Annotated in this window: 17 protein-coding genes and 2 tRNA genes; 2 read left to right on the top strand and 17 right to left on the bottom strand. The window is 67.1% G+C overall.

Going from position 1 to position 16,210, the window contains the following annotated elements; genetic code table 11:
• Positions 1-129 precede the first annotated feature (129 nt).
• The 9 genes from LC041_RS09865 to LC041_RS09825 form a co-directional block, all read right to left on the bottom strand.
• Complete coding sequence (locus LC041_RS09865; RefSeq protein ID WP_226532930.1) at positions 130-981, bottom strand: aldehyde dehydrogenase family protein; 852 nt, start codon at positions 979-981, stop codon at positions 130-132.
• On the bottom strand, positions 978-2,420 hold the full coding sequence (locus LC041_RS09860) for an aldehyde dehydrogenase family protein (RefSeq protein WP_226532929.1): 1,443 nt from the start codon (positions 2,418-2,420) through the stop codon (positions 978-980). Before LC041_RS09860 ends, LC041_RS09865 begins: the two co-directional genes overlap by 4 nt.
• A gap of 13 nt (positions 2,421-2,433) precedes the next feature.
• Positions 2,434-3,402, bottom strand: a complete 969-nt coding sequence (gene deoC, locus LC041_RS09855; protein WP_445241957.1) for a deoxyribose-phosphate aldolase — start codon at positions 3,400-3,402, stop codon at positions 2,434-2,436.
• Positions 3,403-3,431: 29 nt separating this feature from the next.
• Entirely contained in the window at positions 3,432-4,367 is a 936-nt protein-coding gene (locus LC041_RS09850) for a sugar-binding transcriptional regulator (protein ID WP_226532927.1), read from the bottom strand.
• A 156-nt stretch (positions 4,368-4,523) separates the two neighbouring features.
• Entirely contained in the window at positions 4,524-5,165 is a 642-nt protein-coding gene (locus tag LC041_RS09845; protein WP_226532926.1) for an ATP-dependent Clp protease proteolytic subunit, read from the bottom strand.
• 20 nt (positions 5,166-5,185) lie between these two features.
• On the bottom strand, positions 5,186-5,779 hold the full coding sequence (locus tag LC041_RS09840; RefSeq protein WP_226532925.1) for an ATP-dependent Clp protease proteolytic subunit: 594 nt from the start codon (positions 5,777-5,779) through the stop codon (positions 5,186-5,188).
• 81 nt (positions 5,780-5,860) lie between these two features.
• Complete coding sequence (locus LC041_RS09835; RefSeq protein ID WP_226532924.1) at positions 5,861-6,358, bottom strand: tetratricopeptide repeat protein; 498 nt, start codon at positions 6,356-6,358, stop codon at positions 5,861-5,863.
• 68 nt (positions 6,359-6,426) lie between these two features.
• Positions 6,427-7,896, bottom strand: coding sequence for a trigger factor (gene tig / locus LC041_RS09830; protein ID WP_226532923.1), 1,470 nt, complete (start codon positions 7,894-7,896; stop codon positions 6,427-6,429).
• 62 nt (positions 7,897-7,958) lie between these two features.
• A tRNA-Pro gene (locus LC041_RS09825) sits at positions 7,959-8,032 on the bottom strand.
• Between the two features lie 108 nt (positions 8,033-8,140).
• Between LC041_RS09825 and LC041_RS09820 the strand changes: the two genes are divergently transcribed.
• Both LC041_RS09820 and LC041_RS09815 read left to right on the top strand, forming a co-directional pair.
• Positions 8,141-8,211, top strand: a tRNA-Gly gene (locus LC041_RS09820).
• A gap of 125 nt (positions 8,212-8,336) precedes the next feature.
• Positions 8,337-9,563 carry a hypothetical protein gene (locus tag LC041_RS09815; RefSeq protein WP_226532922.1) on the top strand — a complete coding sequence of 409 codons (1,227 nt, stop codon included), beginning with the start codon at positions 8,337-8,339 and terminating at the stop codon, positions 9,561-9,563.
• A gap of 75 nt (positions 9,564-9,638) precedes the next feature.
• Here the strand turns inward: LC041_RS09815 and LC041_RS09810 are convergent, their stop codons facing one another.
• The 8 genes from LC041_RS09810 to rapZ all read right to left on the bottom strand — a co-directional run bounded on the left by LC041_RS09810 (position 9,639) and on the right by rapZ (position 16,185).
• A complete protein-coding gene (locus LC041_RS09810; RefSeq protein WP_226532921.1) occupies positions 9,639-9,992 on the bottom strand; it encodes an RNA polymerase-binding protein RbpA in 354 nt (117 codons plus the stop codon).
• Positions 9,992-10,240, bottom strand: a complete 249-nt coding sequence (gene secG, locus LC041_RS09805) for a preprotein translocase subunit SecG (RefSeq protein WP_017202783.1) — start codon at positions 10,238-10,240, stop codon at positions 9,992-9,994. The genes LC041_RS09810 and secG overlap by 1 nt, the downstream gene beginning before the upstream one ends.
• 81 nt (positions 10,241-10,321) lie before the next feature.
• Positions 10,322-11,113, bottom strand: a complete 792-nt coding sequence (gene tpiA, locus LC041_RS09800; RefSeq protein WP_226532920.1) for a triose-phosphate isomerase — start codon at positions 11,111-11,113, stop codon at positions 10,322-10,324.
• Positions 11,104-12,318 (bottom strand): phosphoglycerate kinase, encoded by a 1,215-nt coding sequence (locus LC041_RS09795; protein ID WP_226532919.1) that lies wholly within the window; start codon positions 12,316-12,318, stop codon positions 11,104-11,106. The genes tpiA and LC041_RS09795 overlap by 10 nt, the downstream gene beginning before the upstream one ends.
• A 10-nt stretch (positions 12,319-12,328) precedes the next feature.
• Entirely contained in the window at positions 12,329-13,339 is a 1,011-nt protein-coding gene (gene gap, locus LC041_RS09790; RefSeq protein ID WP_226532918.1) for a type I glyceraldehyde-3-phosphate dehydrogenase, read from the bottom strand.
• 115 nt (positions 13,340-13,454) lie between these two features.
• The gene (locus tag LC041_RS09785; RefSeq protein WP_226532917.1) at positions 13,455-14,081 is read right to left on the bottom strand and encodes a superoxide dismutase; all 627 of its coding nucleotides are present in this window, start codon (positions 14,079-14,081) and stop codon (positions 13,455-13,457) included.
• 186 nt (positions 14,082-14,267) lie between these two features.
• The gene (gene whiA / locus LC041_RS09780; RefSeq protein ID WP_226532916.1) at positions 14,268-15,245 is read right to left on the bottom strand and encodes a DNA-binding protein WhiA; all 978 of its coding nucleotides are present in this window, start codon (positions 15,243-15,245) and stop codon (positions 14,268-14,270) included.
• Between the two features lie 67 nt (positions 15,246-15,312).
• Positions 15,313-16,185 carry an RNase adapter RapZ gene (gene rapZ / locus LC041_RS09775; protein WP_226532915.1) on the bottom strand — a complete coding sequence of 291 codons (873 nt, stop codon included), beginning with the start codon at positions 16,183-16,185 and terminating at the stop codon, positions 15,313-15,315.
• Between the last annotated feature and the right edge of the window lie 25 nt (positions 16,186-16,210).

Raw genomic sequence — 16,210 nt, 5'->3', positions numbered from 1 at the left:
CCTAACCGCTGCATGTGACACTGGGCCGCATTGGCGCGGACACGTCGGAAGCCGGACGATGATGCGGCGTCCCGCTCGGTATGCACCGGTCGAGACGCCGCATCGTTCGGAGAGATCAGAGGACGGGGATCAGACCATGCTCTTGGTGTGCCAGACGGTCTTCACCTCGGTGAAGGCGCCGATGCGCTCCGGAGAGGCGACGACATCGCCCGGCGTGAGCACGCGCTTGAGCGTGTCGGCGGCCGCGATCTGCATGTCGACCCAGTCGAGGTCGCCGGCGCCGGCGAGATCGAGGGCGTTCACGTCTTGATGCGAGGCGAGCCACGGCGCGATCTCGGCCGGAGAGCCCGTGAGCACGTTGACGACACCGCCGGGGACATCGCTCGTGGCCAGGACCTCTGCGAGGCTGATGGCCGAGAGCGGATGCCGCTCACTCGCGACGACGACGACCGTGTTCCCCGCGACCAGGGCCGGCGCGACGACCGAGACCAGTCCGAGCAGCGACGAGTCCTGCGGGGCGACGATGGCCACCACGCCGGTCGGTTCGGGGACGGAGATGTTGAAGTACGGACCCGACACGGGGTTCGCGTTGCCGGCCACCTGGGTGTACTTGTCGCACCATCCGGCGTACCAGACCCACAGATCGATCGCCTCGTCGACCTGGGTCGCCGCAGCGGACGACGAGACCCCCTCCTGCGCCACGATCTCGTCGATGAACTGCGCCCTTCGGCCTTCGAGCACCTCGGCGACGCGGTACAGGACCTGTCCGCGGTTGTAGGCGGTCGCCCCCGACCAGCCCTTCACCGCGGCACGCGCGGCGACGACGGCGTCGCGAGCATCCTTGCGCGACCCCTTGGCGGCGTTCGCGAGGAATGTGCCCTTGGGCGAGACCACCTCGTAGGTGCGTCCGGACTCGCTTCGGGGGAAGGCTCCACCGATCGCCAGCTTGTACGTCTTCGGAACGGTCAGACGCTTGCTCATGCTGCGGCTCCCTTGAGGTAGGCGGTGAGTCCCTGGCGTCCGCCCTCGCGGCCGTACCCGGATTCCTTGTAGCCGCCGAACGGGCTCGACGGGTCGAATCGGTTGAACGTGTTGGCCCAGATCACGCCGGCGCGCAGTCGATCGGCGACCGCGAGGATGCGCGACCCCTTGTCCGACCAGATGCCCGCGGAGAGACCGTAGGGCGTGTTGTTGGCCTTCGCGATCGCCTCGGCGGGGGTACGGAAGGTCAGCACCGACAGCACCGGGCCGAAGACCTCGTCACGGGCGATGCGGTGCGACGCCTCGACTCCGGTGAAGATGGTCGGAGCGAACCAGAACCCCTGATCGGGGATGGCGCAGTCGGCCGTCCACCGCTCCGCGCCCTCCGCCTCACCGATGTCGCTGAGCTCTCGGATGCGAGCGAGCTGGGCGGCGGAGTTGATCGCACCGATGTCGGTGTTCTTGTCGAGGGGATCCCCCAGGCGCAGCGTCGACAGGCGCGCCTTGAGGCGGTCCACGACCTCGTCGTGGATCGACTCCTGCACGAGCAGACGGCTTCCCGCGCAGCACACGTGTCCCTGATTGAAGAAGATGCCGTTCACGATGCCCTCGACGGCCTGGTCGATCGGCGCGTCGTCGAACACGATGTTCGCGGCCTTGCCGCCGAGCTCCAGCGTGACCTTCTTGTTCGTTCCCGCAACGGCGCGCGCGATGTCCCGCCCGACCCCCGTGGACCCCGTGAAGGCGACCTTGTCCACGTCGGAGTGGCGCACCAGCGTCGAGCCGGTCGCGCCGGCCCCGGTCACGATGTTCACGACACCGGCCGGAAGGTCGGCCTGTTGCAGGATCTCGGCGAACAGGAGAGCGGTCAGCGGGGTGGTCTCGGCGGGCTTGAGCACGACGGTGTTCCCGGCGGCGAGAGCGGGCGCGATCTTCCACGCGAGCATCAGCAGGGGGAAGTTCCACGGGATGATCTGTCCGGCGACGCCGAGTGCACGCGGATTCGCACCGAGTCCGGCGTGATCGAGCTTGTCCGCCCACCCTGCGTAGTAGAAGAACCAGGAGGCGACGAGGGGCACGTCGACGTCGCGGCTCTCCTTGATCGGCTTCCCGTTGTCGAGGCTCTCGGCGACCGCGAGCTCGCGGGCGCGCTCCTGCACGAGGCGAGCGATGCGGAACAGGTACTTCCCGCGATCGCGGCCGCTCATCTTCGACCAGGTCTTCTCATAGGCGCGACGAGCGGCGACGACCGCGCGGTCGACGTCCTCATCACTGGCCGACGCGATCTCGGCGATGTGCTTCTCGCTTGCCGGCGAGATGGTGGAGAAGGACGAGCCGGAGCCGTCGACGAACTCGCCGTCGATGAACAGGCCGTAGCTGTCCTTGAGGTTCAGGATCGCGGTGGACTCCGGTGCCGGAGCGTATTCCAGAAATGACATGTTCGTCTTCCCGTCAGTCGATCGTGACGTAGTCGGGGCCCGAGTAGTGGCCGGAGGTGAGCTTCTGACGCTGCAGGAGCACGTCGTTGAGGAGACTGGAGGCCCCGAAACGGAAGAGGTGCGGCTGCAGCCACTCCTCGCCCACTGTCTCGGCGACGGTGACCAGGTACTTCACCGCGTCCTTCGAGGAACGGATGCCGCCCGCCGGCTTCACACCGATCTTCTCCCCGGTCCCGCGATACCAGTCCCGGACGGTCTCCAGCATGAGCAGTGTCGTCGGGAGCGTCGCAGCAGGCTGGACCTTGCCGGTCGAGGTCTTGATGAAGTCACCACCGGCGAGGATGCCGAGCCAGGAAGCACGCTTGATGTTGTCGTAGGTGTTCAGCTCACCGGTCTCGAGGATCACCTTCAGGGACGCAGAGGAGCCGTCCTCGCGTCGGCAGGCCTCCTTGACCTGTGCGATCTGGTCGAACACCAGCCCGTAGCGACCGGAGAGGAACGCCCCGCGGTCGATGACCATGTCGATCTCGTCGGCTCCGGCGGCGACCGCCTCCGCCGTGTCGGCGAGCTTGATCGCGAGAGACGAACGCCCGCTCGGGAAGGCCGTGGCCACCGCGGCGACCGAGATCAGCCCGTCGTCGGGGTCGCCGTGCAGAGTGTCGAGCGCGCTGACCGCGTCGCCGACCATGTCGCCGTAGACGCAGACCGCAGCGACGCGCGGAGTCGACGGATCGGCCGCATCCGGGTTCTTGGCCTTGGCGACGAGGGAGCGCACCTTGCCGGGGGTGTCCGCCCCCTCCAGCGTCGTGAGGTCGATCAGCTTGATGATGGTGTCGAGCGCCCAGGCCTTCGAGGTGGTCTTGATCGAGCGGGTGCCGAGTCCGGCAGCGCGCTGTTCCAGCCCCACGGCGTCCACTCCCGGGAGTCCGTGCAGGAAGCGCCGGAGAGTGGCGTCGTCCGGCTCGGCGCCGAGAACATCCACCGCCGTCCTGCGGCTGAGTTCTTTGGTCGTCACTGTTCCTCCAACAATGCTCGTGCTGTGGTCTCATCGGTCACCAGAACGCCGCACAGGCCACTGGTCACGACTGTACGTGCGATGTCGTGCTTGGCGGGACCCGCCGTCACGAAGATCGCATGGGTGGCTCCGCGAAGACGGTCGAGCGAGACGCCGACCGTGCGGGCGTCCAGCTGCGAGTCGACGATGTTGCCCTCGGCGTCGACGTAGCGGCCGAGCACATCGCCGACAGCGCCGCGGCGCGCGAGTTCCTCCACGTCTTCTGCGCTGAGGTATCCGTTCTCGACATGAGCGGAAGAGGCATCGCACGGACCTGCCGTGAAAAGGAAAGCCTGGGACTCTGCGGCCTCTTCGAGCACGGCCGCGACGGTGCGGTCCGACTCGATGGCCTGCTTCGTCTCGACCCGCTCCAGGATCGCGGGACTGGGCAGCAGGGACACCTGGCCCGAGGCCCGCTGGGCGATCGTGACGGCCAGGCCCGCTGCGCCGCCCGAACGGCGGTTCAAGCTCACTCCCCCGTTGAGCTGCACCACGGTGACCCCGTTGGCCCACCCGTCGGGCAGGGCTTCCGCGACAGCGCGGAGGGTACGCCCCCAGCTCACGCCGAGCGTCCGAGGAACCGGTCGCAGCGCGGTGAGGAAGTCGGCGGCGGCCTGCGCCACGCGCTCCAACGTGCCGTCATCTCCCTCGGGCGAAGGAACGACGACGGCGTCCGTCAGACCGAACCTCTCGACGAGAAGCCGTTCGAGACCGAGGCGCCGGGCGCGGGGATGCACGATCTCGATGCGCACGATTCCGCGCTCGCGCGCCTGCGTGAGCAAACGACCGACCTTCCACCGAGAGATCTTGAGAAGTCCGCCGATCTCGTCCTGAGTCTTGTCCTCGTCGTAGTACAGCTCGGCGACGCGAACCATGAGCAGATCTTCTTCCACGGCATCCTCCTTCCTCCCCCAGCGTAGGCCCAATACCGCGTACGCGCACCTGTGTGCTCATATGCGCAGCCCACGTGGAGGACGATGCACATCCGCCGGAGACGACGAAAGGACGCCCGTCAGATCGACGGGCGTCCTTTCGAGGTCTCGACGCGCTCAGACGCGCTTGCGCGTGGTGAGCACCTGGTCGACGATGCCGTACTCGAGTGCCTCCGTGGCGGAGAGGATGTTGTCGCGGTCGATGTCGCGGTTCACCTGCTCCGGGGTGCGGTTCGTGTGCCCGGCCAAGGTCTCCTCGAGCCAGGTCCGCATGCGGAGGATCTCCGCGGCCTGGATCTCGATGTCGGAAGCCTGGCCGTGGCCCGCCTCCCCCATCGCGGGCTGGTGGATGAGCACGCGGGCGTTCGGAAGCGCGAGGCGCTTCCCCGGCGCGCCGGCCGCGAGCAGCACAGCCGCTGCCGAGGCAGCCTGTCCGAGGACGACGGTCTGGATCTGGGGCGCGACGTACTGCATCGTGTCGTAGATAGCCGTCATCGCTGTGAACGAGCCACCGGGCGAGTTGATGTACATCGTGATGTCGCGCTCCGAGTCCTGGCTCTCCAGAACCAGGAGTTGAGCCATCACGTCGTCGGCCGACGCATCGTCGACCTGCACGCCGAGGAAGATCACGCGGTCTTCGAACAGCTTGTTGTACGGGTCCTGACGCTTGAAGCCGTAGGCGGTGCGCTCCTCGAACTGCGGGAGCACGTAGCGGCTGGAGGGCAGATCACCGGATGAGCGGAAAGTGGGGGTGTACATGAGCGTCCTTTCGCTTTCCGTTACTCGGTGTCCTGGTCGGTTCCGCCGCCACCGATGACATCGGAAGCCGATTCGCGGATGTGGTCGACGAAGCCGTACTCGAGCGCCTCCTCGGCGGTGAACCAGCGGTCGCGGTCACCGTCCTCGTTGATCTGCTCGACCGACTTGCCGGTCTGCGCCGCCGTGATCTCGGCGAGGCGGTTCTTCATCGACATGATGAGTTGCGCCTGGGTCTGGATGTCACTCGACGTCCCGCCGAAGCCGCCGTGCGGCTGGTGCAGCAGCACTCGCGCGTTGGGGGTAATGTACCGCTTGCCCTTCGTGCCTGCCGTCAGCAGCAGCTGCCCCATCGAGGCGGCCATTCCGATACCGACCGTGACGATGTCGTTCGGGACGAACTGCATCGTGTCGTAGATGGCCATGCCGGCGGTGATCGAACCACCGGGTGAGTTCACGTAGAGATAGATGTCCCGCTCGGAGTCCTCTGCGGCGAGCAGAAGGATCTTCGCGCAGATCTCGTTGGCGTTCTCATCTCGCACCTCCGAGCCGAGCCAGATGATGCGGTCCTTCAGCAACCTGTCGAAGACGCTTGTCGCGACGAGGGGTTCAGCCATGTCAGCTCCTGATTCCGTGTTTCAGTGATTCGAATCTACCGGCGCGGGCGCAGCACCCAGGCCGTGTTCGCCGTCGGCATATCAGGTGTCGGCGTCGGCGACCTCGAGGGCGTATGCCGTCATCGACCGGTGGTAGCGCGGAAGGTGGGGCACCAGGGCGAGCAACGCCACCGAGAGCCCCTGCGCCGGTCGGCCCGCGCTCGCGAGGATGAGGGCGTGGACCGTGGCGACGGCGTCGCGGTACGGACCGTCGGCGGAGAGCTCCTCCTCCGCACGGATGACGGCGAGGGCGTCTTCGTACTCGCCGAGATTCCGCAGCGAGCTCGCCAGCTGGATCACGCACTGCGGTCGGTGCTCCTCGTCGAGGCCCAGCATGAGAGCGCGGCGATACAGCACGACCGCCTCTGCCGGCATCCCCGCGGAGTCGCGCGCACCTGCCCGTTCGAACTCCGCGCGGGCGTCGTCGGGGCCGCGCTCCGCAGCCAGCGCGTCGATGCGGGCGATCGTGTCAGCACCGACCTCCTCACCGGAGGCCTCCGCCCAGACCTCGTCCACGCGCTCGTCCCAGCTCTTCGTCATGGTCGTCTCCTCGATAGGAAAAGAGGGCGGATGCCGCAGCATCCGCCCTCTTCACAGGATCGTGTCGATCACTCGGCCTTGTCGGCGGCCTTCTTGGCCGGAGCCTTCTTGGCAGCGGGCTTCTTGGCGGCCGGCTTCTCGGCGTCTTCAGTCTCGGCAGCCTTCTTGGCCGGAGCCTTCTTGGCGGCCGGCTTCTTGGCGGGAGCCTTCTTGGCCGGCTTCTCCTCGGACTCGGCGGCCTCAGCCTCCGCAGCCTCGTCATCGGTCACGATGAAGTCGGACAGGTCGACGGCCTTGCCGTTGCTGTCGACGACCTTCACCTTGCCGAGCGCGATCGCGAGGGCCTTGTTGCGGGCGACCTCACCGACGAGCGCGGGGAGCTGGTTCGACGACTGCAGAGCCTCGACGAACTCCTGCGGCGCCATGCCGTACTGCGCCGCCGACTGGATGAGGTACTGGCTGAGCTCCTCCTGCGAGACCTGCACGTCAGCCTGCTCGGCGATCGTGTCGAGAAGCACCTGCGTACGGAACTGCTTCTCGCTCGCTTCGGTGACCTCGGCACGGTGCACGTCGTCCTCGAGACGGCCTTCGCCCTCGAGGTGGTTGTGGACCTCGTCCTCGATGAGCTGAGGCGGAACCGGGATCTCGATCTGCTCGAGCAGCACCTCCACGAGCTTGTCGCGTGCGGCGGAGCCCTGCGTGAAGACGCCCTGCTGAGCGACACGCTCTGCCAGGCTCTCCCGGAGCTCTGCGATCGTGTCGAACTCACTCGCGATCTGAGCGAAGTCGTCGTCAGCCTCGGGCAGCTCGCGTTCCTTGACGGCCTTGACCGTCACGGAGACCTCGGCCTCGGAGCCCGCGTGGTCGCCACCGACGAGCGCCGAGCGGAACGTGGTGTCCTCACCCGCGGTGAGGGACTCGATCGCGTCGTCGATGCCCTCGAGCAGCTCGCCGGAGCCGATCTCATACGAGACGCCCTCGGCGCGGTCGATCTCGGCGCCGTCGATCGTGGCGACGAGGTCGAGGTCGACGAAGTCACCCTTCGTGGCCGGACGATCGACCGGGACGAGCGTGCCGAAACGGGCACGCATGTTGTCGAGCTCAGCGTCGAGCGCAGCGTCATCCGCCTCGACGGCGTCGACGGTCACGGTGATGCCGTCGTAGGAGGGGAGCTCGATGTCAGGACGGACGTCCACCTCGATGTCGACGAGCAGGTCGCCGGAGAAGTCCTTCTCGCTCGGCCACTGCGTGATGTCGGCCGAGGGGCGACCGACGACGCGCAGCTTGTGCTCGACCGTGGCGTCGCGGAAGAACTTGTCCAGGCCCTCGTTCACCGCGTGCTCGATGACGGCACCGCGGCCGATGCGCTGATCGATGATGGGCGCCGGAACCTTGCCCTTGCGGAAGCCGGGGATCTGCACGTCCTGAGCGATGTGCTCGTAGGCGTGCGCGATGCTGGGCTTGAGGTCGTCCGGGGTGACCGTGATGCTGAGCTTGACCCGGGTCGGGGTCAGCTTCTCGACGGTGCTGTTCGCCATGCTGGTGTGTTCTCCTTGTGATTTCCGCGCGGTATCGCGGCTGTAAGGTCCGTGGGGCCGTGTCGGGGCGACAGGAGTTGAACCTGCGACCTCCCGCTCCCAAAGCGGGCGCTCTACCAAGCTGAGCTACGCCCCGGGGAATCCGCACGCAGATTCAGCCCCACAGAGTCTAACGGACCGGAGCATGCGCCAGAGTCCGGTATAGTCGTTGAGTCGGCACCGAGACTTCCAGAGTCCCGGATCCGGGGCTGTAGCTTAGTGGTAAAGCCTTAGTCTTCCAAACTAATGATGCGGGTTCGATTCCCGTCAGCCCCTCCGTTCCAGAAGGCCCCCACCCCGTGGTGGGGGCCTTCTTCGTCTGCTCCGCTCGGGAATCGAATACGCTGACAGCATTGATGCAGGCAGCCACCGGCCGGAAGGCCCCACAGGATGGGCACGACGTGACGATCCCGACCCCGCCACCTGTCGAAACGCCGACGCCCCTTCTCGGTGCGCACCACCTGCCCGTGGCGTTCTCATCCGCGCCGCCTCCCCTCTCCCCTCCCACACGCAGGAAGAGCCGCCGCGGTCTGATCCTGGGACTGGTCGGCGGTGTCGCGGTCGTCGCCGCGCTCTCGATCACCCAGGTGGCTGCGAACCTCGGATACGACAGCGCCGCATCGCGGTACGCGGAGGCCGCGGAGACGGCGTCCTCGGCGAAGACGGAGGTTCGCAGCGACATCACCGACCTGCGCGACGTCACGGATGCGGCGGGGCAGGTCCTGTCCGTCGAGAATCCCGCTCTCGCTGTGGATGCGCAGCTGGGGGCCGCGCTGACCTCCGCGTTCGAGAAGGCGCAGACGACCGCTTCCTCTGCGGAGGAGATCGTGGCGACCGAGGTCCCCTCTCCGGGCGAGAAGCCCGTCTGGTTCTGGGAGCTCTTCGGATCGACGACGCTCCTGGAGCAGCACCTGACGTCCTCGAGCCGGCTCTCCGACGATCTGCGCACGGCGCGAACGGAGATCGCCTCCGCCAGTGAGGGCGTCTCAGAGAGCGGAGTGGCAGTCCTCTCGACAACGGGCGAGGCGGCCGTCGCCTTCGAGAAGGCGCATCTCTCGGCCAGGAACGACGCCGTGATCTCCTTGCGGAAGGCGGCTTCGGTGGCCACCGCCACGACGATCCTGGACGACGACGCGGCGTCGACGTATCTGTCCTTGCAAGGAGCCGCGGCCGAGGTCATCGCCACCGAGGCCGAAGAACTGGCCGAGAAGGCGGGGCCGCTGAGGGGCGCGAGACTGGAGATCGAGTCCTTCGCACGATCGCTCGCCCCCGGGGTCCTGCTGGAGTTCGACTGGGCTCCCGTGGTGAACGGCGCAGGCTACAACGGAAGCATGGGCGGCTACACGACGTGGTGGTGGGACGACCCGGACCGCGCGATCATCGAATTGTCGAATTCGGTCGCAGAACAGTGGCCCGCCGAGCGGAGCAAGGCCCTCGTCGCGCACGAAGTGGGCCACGCGATCAGCGTGAAGTGCGAAGACATGTACGACGCCTCCACGCAGGACAGCATCGAGAAGTGGGCGACCGCCTGGGCGATCAGCATGGGGTACACCGATGATGCCAACGGAGTCTGGGCGTACGGCTACCCGCCGCAGGAGTACATCGATGCCGCCGCGGGGTGCCGTTGAGACCCCGCGCCCTTCCAGAGACGGAAGAAGCCGCCGCGATCACTCGCGGCGGCTTCTTCCGATGTCAGGTCGAGGTCACTGGCCCCGACGCTCACGCAGCTGGGCGAGGGCGTCGTCGAGCAGCTGGACGGCTTCCTCGTCCGTACGCCGCTCCTTCACATAGGCGAGGTGCGTCTTGTACGGCTCCGCTTTCGCGAGAGCGGGCGGGTTCTCCTTGTCACGACCGGCCGGCAGACCCGACTGCGGGTGGTCGATGATGTCGGGGATCTCTTCTTCCGGGAGACCGGCCGCGAAGTAGCGCACGGTCTCGTTGCCCAGCCCGTCCCAGTAGGACACCGCGATGCGGTCGGCGTGGTAGCCGTGGTCCTGCTCCCCCATCGGGCCGGAGCCCACGCGGGTGCCACGGATCGCGTTTCCACCGGTAGCCATCAGATGACCTCGAATTTCGTGATGAGGCCCAGCGCGACGATGGAGACGAACCACGTCAGCGCCAGGACGACGGTGAAGCGGTTCAGGTTCCGCTCCGCAAGGCCGGAGGAGCCGACAGCAGACGTCATGCCGCCACCGAACATGTCGGACAAGCCACCGCCGCGACCTTTGTGCAAGAGGATGAGGAGGGTCAGCAGGACGCTGGTGATACCCAGCACGACCTGCAGGACGAACTCAAGAATTGCCACGAGAAAGAGCCTTTCGATGGGGCAGGAGCGCCCCCGTAACGGTCAAGTATACGGTGCAGCGGGGCAGGAGCCCCGCTGCACTCACACGCCGACGTGCTTCTCGAAGCGGATGATCGCCGCGAATTCGTCCACGACGAGGCTGGCCCCGCCGACGAGGGCGCCGTCCACGTCGGGCTCACGCATGAAGCTGGCGATGTTCGCCGCCTTCACGGATCCGCCGTAGAGGATCCGTGTGCGCGCGGCGGCCTCGTCGCCCAGGACCTTCGCGATGACACCGCGCAGCGCGGCGCAGACGTCCTGCGCCTGCTGCGGAGTCGCCGCCTGACCGGAGCCGATGGCCCACACCGGCTCGTACGCCACGACGATGTCCGCCTTCGCGGAAACACCCTGGAGCGCGGCTTCGAGCTGGCCGGCGGGAACAGCGCTGGCGCCGAACTTCTCGAGGTCCTCTGCCGTCTCGCCGACGCAGATCACCGGGACGAGGTCGTGCTTGATCGCCGCCTTCACCTTGGCCGCCACCACGTCGTCGCCCTCGGCGTGGTACTCGCGACGCTCCGAGTGACCGATGATGACGTACTTCGCGTCCAGCTTCGCCAGGAACGCACCCGACACCTCACCGGTGTACGCACCGGAGTCATGCGCCGAGACATCCTGCGCGCCGAGGGCGAAGGGGATCTTGTCCGCATCGATGAGGGTCTGCACGCTGCGGATGTCGGTGAAGGGCGGGAAGACCGCCACCTCGACGGACCCGTCCTCGTGCTTCGCATCCTTCAGCGTCCAGTGCAGCTTCTGCACGAACGCGACCGCCTGAAGGTGGTCGAGATTCATCTTCCAGTTTCCCGCGATCAGCGGGGTACGGGAGTTCACGCCCATCCGAGGACCTCCAGCCCAGGTAGTTTCTTGCCTTCGAGGAATTCGAGGCTTGCGCCGCCGCCGGTCGAGATGTGACCGAACTGCTCGTCGGAGAAGCCCAGCTGACGAACTGCGGCAGCGGAGTCTCCCCCGCCGACGACGCTGAGGCCGTCGACCTCGGTGAGCGCCTGCGCCACCGCCTTGGTTCCGGCCGCGAACGCCGGGAACTCGAACACGCCCATGGGGCCGTTCCAGAACACGGTCTTCGACGCACGGATGACCTCGGCGAAGCGTGCAGCCGTCTCCGGGCCGATGTCCAGTCCGATACCAGCGGCGCCGAACGGCGTCGACTCGATCGCGTCGGATGCAGCGACCTCGTGGGCGGCGTCCGCGCCGAAGGACGCGGCGACGATGACGTCGGTGGGCAGCACGAGCTCCACGCCGCGCTCGGCCGCTTCGGCGATGTAGCCGCGAACGGTGTCGAGCTGGTCCTCTTCCAGGAGGCTGGAGGCCACGGCGTGGCCCTGTGCCTTGAGGAAGGTGAACAGCATTCCACCACCGACGAGGATCTTGTCGACCCGCGGAAGCAGGTGCGAGATGACGCCGAGCTTGTCGCTGACCTTCGAGCCTCCGAGCACGACCGCGTAGGGGCGCTCCGGGTTCTCGGTCAGGCGGTCCAGCACATCGAGCTCGGCGGCGATCAGCAGACCGGCGGCCGACGGCAGCAACTCGGCGAGTTCGTAGACGCTCGCCTGTTTGCGGTGCACGACCCCGAACCCGTCGGAGACCAGCACGTCGCCGAGCTCCGCGAGCTCTGCGGCGAAAGCCGCACGCGTCGCCTCGCCCTTCGAGGTCTCCCCCGGGTTGAACCGCAGGTTCTCGATGACGACGACTCCGCCGTCCTCGAGCGACGCGACCGCTTCCGTGGCCGACTCGCCGACCGTGTCCCGTGCGAATGCGACCGGAGAGCCGAGCAGCTCGGAAAGGCGCTGAGCGACCGGCTCCAGGCTGTACTGCGGGTCGGGCGTGCCGTCGGGCCGTCCGAGGTGGGAGCACACGATGACGCGGGCGCCCGCGTTGATCAGTGCGTTGAGGGTCGGCAACGAGGCGCGGACACGGCCATCGTCCGTGATGATCCCATCCCGCAGGGGGACGTTGAGATCACAACGGACGATGACACGCTTGCCCTCGAGCGACCCCAGAGTGTCCAGGGTACGCAGAGTCATGTTTCTGAGTTTAGAGGCGCTCGGCCACGTACTCGGTCAGGTCGACCAGACGGTTGGAGTAGCCCCACTCGTTGTCGTACCAGCTCGACACCTTGATCAGGTTGCCGCTGACGTTGGTGAGGGTGGCGTCGAAGATCGACGAGTGCGGGTTGTGCACGATGTCGCTCGAGACGATCGGGTCCTCGTTGTACTGGAGGAAACCGGCGAGGCGGCCTTCCGCTGCAGCCTTCTTGTACGCCTCGTTGACCTCGTCGACCGTCAGGTTGTCACGGTCGGTGATGAGGGTGAGATCGACGATCGAGCCGGTGGGAACCGGAACGCGGTAGGACGAGCCGCTGAGCTTGCCCTGGAGCTCCGGGAGAACCTCGCCGATGGCCTTGGCGGCGCCGGTCGACGCGGGCGTGATGTTGATCGCGGCAGCACGTGCGCGGCGGAGGTCGCTGTGCGGACCGTCCTGCAGGTTCTGGTCCGCGGTGTACGCGTGAGCGGTCATCATGAAGCCCCGGTCGATGCCGAACGCGTCGTTGAAGACCTGCGCCAGCGGCGCGAGGCAGTTCGTGGTGCACGACGCGTTGGAGATGATGTGGTCCGTCTCCGGGTTGTACGTGTCCTCGTTCACGCCCATGACGAACGTGCCATCGACGCCGGTGCCCGGAGCCGAGATGAGGACCTTCTTCGCGCCGGCCTCGATGTGCTTCTTGGCGAGTTCGGCCTTGGTGAAGAAGCCGGTCGACTCGATGACGATGTCGACGCCCAGCTCGCCCCACGGAAGACCGGCGGGGTCGCGCTCCGCGAAGGCCTTGATCGTCTGGCCGTTGACGGTGATGCTGTCGTCGTCGTAGCTGATCTCGGCGTCGAGGACGCCGCCGACCGAGTCGTACTTCAGCAGGTGCGCCAGGGTCTTGTTGTCGGTGAGGTCGTTGACGGCGACGATCTCAAGGTCCGCTCCCTGCGCGAGAGCCGCGCGGAAGTAGTTGCGTCCGATGCGGCCGAAGCCGTTGATACCGATCTTGACAGACACTCAGGTCTCCCTGTTTCTCGTGCGCAGTACGCGGCTTTCCAGCGTGCGTGATGCGCGGGGTTTTTTGGCTGAGAGAGCGTCCCGACGAGCCATGGCCCGCCGGGACGCAACCCGGTTACGACAGTACCAGCAGGCCGTTCGTCTGCTTACGGGCGACCTCGAGGCGCTGGGCGACGTTCTCCCAGTTCGCGATGTTCCACGCAGCCTTGACGTAGTCCGCCTTGACGTTGAGGTAGTCGAGGTAGAACGCGTGCTCCCACATGTCGAGCTGGAACAGCGGGATCGTGCCCTGCGCGGTGTTCGACTGCTGGTCGAACAGCTGCTGGATGATCAGACGCGAACCGATCGAATCCCAGCTGAGCACCGCCCAGCCGGAGCCCTGGATACCGGTGGCTGCAGCCGTGAAGTGCGCCTGGAACTTCTCGAACGAGCCGAAGTACTCGTCGATGGCGGCCTTCAGCTCGCCCTCGGGCTCACCTCCGCCGTTCGGCGACAGGTTCGTCCAGAAGATCGAGTGGTTCACGTGACCGCCGAGGTTGAACGCGAGGTCCTTCTCGAGCTTGTTGACGTTCGCGAGGTTGCCGCTCTCGCGGGCCTCGGCGAGCTGGTCGAGCGCGGTGTTCGCACCTGCGACGTAGGCCGCGTGGTGCTTGTCGTGGTGCAGCTCCATGATCTTGCCGCTGATGTGCGGCTCGAGCGCTGCGAAGTCGTAGGGAAGGTCGGGGAGCGTGTAGGTCGCCATATCGCTTTCATCCAATCCGCGCCGCGCCGCGGCGCTTGCCGATCCTCCGCGCCGCCGATGTGCGGCGTAGAGCGGACGTGATTCATCCTACTGACGACAACGCGGATGCGCCCTCGAACCTTCCGCCACATGACGAAGACCCGCCGCCCTCATGCCGGGCGGCGGGTCTTCGTCGAAGGGTGCGGGTCAGACGTCGAGTCCGACGGGCACAGCCGCTTCCGTTCCAGGGATTCCCTCCTGCTGTGCGCGCTTGTCCGCCATAGCGAGCAGACGACGGATGCGGCCGGCGACGGCGTCCTTCGTCAGCGGCGGGTCAGCGTGGTGGCCGAGCTCGTCGAGGCTGGCGTCGCGGTGCGCGAGACGAAGTTCGCCGGCCACCTTCAGGTGATCGGGAACCTCGTCGGCCAGGATCTCCAGCGCACGCTCGACACGCGCGCACGCGGCCACTGCGGCCTGTGCCGAGCGGCGCAGGTTGGCATCGTCGAAGTTCACCAGGCGGTTGACCCCGGCACGAACCTCACGCCGCTGCCGGAGCTCTTCCCACGCGATGGCCGTCTTCTGCGCGCCCATTTCGTTGAGTACGGTGCGAATCGCTTCGCCCTCACGCACCACGACCCGAGGCATGCCCCGTACTTCGCGTGCTTTCGCGGCGACGCCGAGACGGTGCGCAGCGCCCACGAGTGCCATCGCCGCCTCCGACGACGGGCACACGACCTCGAGCATCGCGGATCGGCCGGGCTCGCTCAGCGAGCCTGCCGCCAGGAACGCACCGCGCCAGAGACCGGCGACCTCGGCACGAGAGCCGGTCGTGAGGCGGTTCGGAAGTCCACGCACGGGGCGACGGCGCTGGTCGAGGAGGCCGGTCTGGCGCGCGAGGGTCTCGCCCTGGGCGATCACGCGGACGGCCCACCGCGCTCCATCGTTCGCGGTGCTCGACTGCACCTGCGCGATTTCGGGGCGCACCCCGTAGATCTCTGCGAGGTCCCGCGCGACGCGGCGTGCGAGGGTCTCAGCATCCACCTCGGCCTCCACGGCCACGCGACCGGCGATCGAATGCAGGCCACCGGCGAACCGGAGGATCGCGGTGACTTCCGCAACTCGCACCGTCGGGGGTGCATTGCGGATGCTGACCAGCTCGGCCTTGACGTCGGTGGTTAGTGCCACGACACTCCTTCACGTTCACGCGTCGGGTCGCGACGCAAACGTCCAGCTTACTCGGCCGGAAGGCTGTCTACTCGCGGCCGAGGTCCCGGTGACGGACGTTCACGGCGACTCCAGGGATGCTTGCGAGCCTGCGTGCCAGCTCCTCCGACATCGCGACCGAGCGGTGCTTCCCCCCGGTGCAGCCGATCGCGATCGTCGAGTGGCTCTTGTTCTCGCGTTGATATCCCTCGAGCACCGGAAGCAGCGCGGACGCGTAGGAATCCAGGAACTCCATCGCCCCCTCGCGGGAGAGGACGTACTCCCTGACCCGCTCGTCCTGTCCGGTGAGTCCGCGAAGCTCCTCGTTCCAGAACGGATTCGGCAGGAACCGCATGTCGGCGACGATATCGACGTCCGTCGGCAATCCGTACTTGAACCCGAAGCTGAGGAGGGTGACGCGGTGTCGGGCTTCTCCCTCTTCCGAGAAGATGTCGGAGACCTGGGTCGCCAGCTGATGGATGTTCAGGGTGGAGGTGTCGATCACGAGGTCGGCGCCCTCACGGATGGGGGCGAGCCGGGTCCGCTCGACACGAATTCCGTCGAGGAGCGTGCCTTCGCCCTGCAGGGGGTGCGGGCGCCGAACGGACTCGAACCGTCTCACCAGCACATCGTCTGATGCATCGAGGAACAAGACCCGGACAGAGCCGCGCGAGCGCAGGGCGCGCGCCACACCGGGGAAATCGTCGAAGAGATTGCCCCCGCGAACATCGACGACGGCAGCGACCTTCGGCAACGCGGTGCCGCCCATGTCGGTCAGATCGAGCAGGGGGCGCAGGATCTGCGGCGGGAGATTGTCGACGACGTACCAGCCGAGATCTTCCAAGGCGTTCGCCACCGTGGTCCGCCCCGCGCCGGACATCCCTGTGACGATGAGGAATTCGCCCTTCTCCTCGTCAGACATTGCTCAGTGCTCCTTCTCCCCCTCG

It is taken from the genome of Microbacterium paraoxydans, from assembly GCF_020524545.1.
GTDB lineage: Bacteria > Actinomycetota > Actinomycetes > Actinomycetales > Microbacteriaceae > Microbacterium > Microbacterium paraoxydans_C.
This window is presented reverse-complemented; position numbering and strand designations above follow the sequence as displayed.

Excerpts from the sequence above, each read along its gene's own strand:
- LC041_RS09785 (WP_226532917.1), bottom strand. The coding sequence starts at position 14,081 with ATGGCGACCTACACGCTCCCCGACCTTCCCTACGACTTCGCAGCGCTC.
- tpiA (WP_226532920.1), bottom strand. The coding sequence starts at position 11,113 with ATGGGCGTGAACTCCCGTACCCCGCTGATCGCGGGAAACTGGAAGATG.
- LC041_RS09835 (WP_226532924.1), bottom strand. The coding sequence starts at position 6,358 with ATGACGAAGAGCTGGGACGAGCGCGTGGACGAGGTCTGGGCGGAGGCC.
- tig (WP_226532923.1), bottom strand. The coding sequence starts at position 7,896 with ATGGCGAACAGCACCGTCGAGAAGCTGACCCCGACCCGGGTCAAGCTC.
- rapZ (WP_226532915.1), bottom strand. The coding sequence starts at position 16,185 with ATGTCTGACGAGGAGAAGGGCGAATTCCTCATCGTCACAGGGATGTCC.
- LC041_RS09860 (WP_226532929.1), bottom strand. The coding sequence starts at position 2,420 with ATGTCATTTCTGGAATACGCTCCGGCACCGGAGTCCACCGCGATCCTG.
- LC041_RS09845 (WP_226532926.1), bottom strand. The coding sequence starts at position 5,165 with ATGTACACCCCCACTTTCCGCTCATCCGGTGATCTGCCCTCCAGCCGC.
- LC041_RS09795 (WP_226532919.1), bottom strand. The coding sequence starts at position 12,318 with ATGACTCTGCGTACCCTGGACACTCTGGGGTCGCTCGAGGGCAAGCGT.
- LC041_RS09810 (WP_226532921.1), bottom strand. The coding sequence starts at position 9,992 with ATGGCTACCGGTGGAAACGCGATCCGTGGCACCCGCGTGGGCTCCGGC.
- LC041_RS09865 (WP_226532930.1), bottom strand. The coding sequence starts at position 981 with ATGAGCAAGCGTCTGACCGTTCCGAAGACGTACAAGCTGGCGATCGGT.
- LC041_RS09840 (WP_226532925.1), bottom strand. The coding sequence starts at position 5,779 with ATGGCTGAACCCCTCGTCGCGACAAGCGTCTTCGACAGGTTGCTGAAG.